The sequence below is a fragment of the Paraburkholderia sp. SIMBA_027 genome (assembly GCF_046535315.1).
In the GTDB taxonomy this organism is placed as follows: Bacteria; Pseudomonadota; Gammaproteobacteria; order Burkholderiales; family Burkholderiaceae; genus Paraburkholderia; species Paraburkholderia tropica.
Genome location: NZ_JAWRWY010001008.1, coordinates 1 through 258, shown reverse-complemented (window position 1 = coordinate 258; position 258 = coordinate 1). Strand labels below are relative to the sequence as shown.

The following is a 258-nucleotide window of genomic DNA, read 5'->3' as shown; positions in this document are numbered from 1 at the left end:
AGCTCAACGCAATTCAACGCTCCAAGGGTAATCGACGATGCAACTCAGACAATTCCGGGCGGCCGTGTGCGCCGCCGCGCTGGCCCTCACAGGCGCAAGCGCGCATGCCGCGGACAGCTGGTGCGCGCAGGGCAAGACCGTGCATTTCGCGGGCATTACGTGGGAAAGCGGCGCCTTCGCGACCGAGGTGCTGCGGCAGATTCTCGAAAAGGGCTACGGCTGCAAGACGGATGTCGTGCCCGGCAGTACGGCGGCCAC

Annotated in this window: 1 protein-coding gene; it reads left to right on the top strand. The window is 65.5% G+C overall.

What is annotated here, in order from left to right:
* Positions 1-37: 37 nt before the first annotated feature.
* Positions 38-258, top strand: a 221-nt coding sequence (locus SB764_RS42135) for a glycine betaine ABC transporter substrate-binding protein (protein ID WP_410867056.1), incomplete at its 3' end; no start/stop codon positions are given.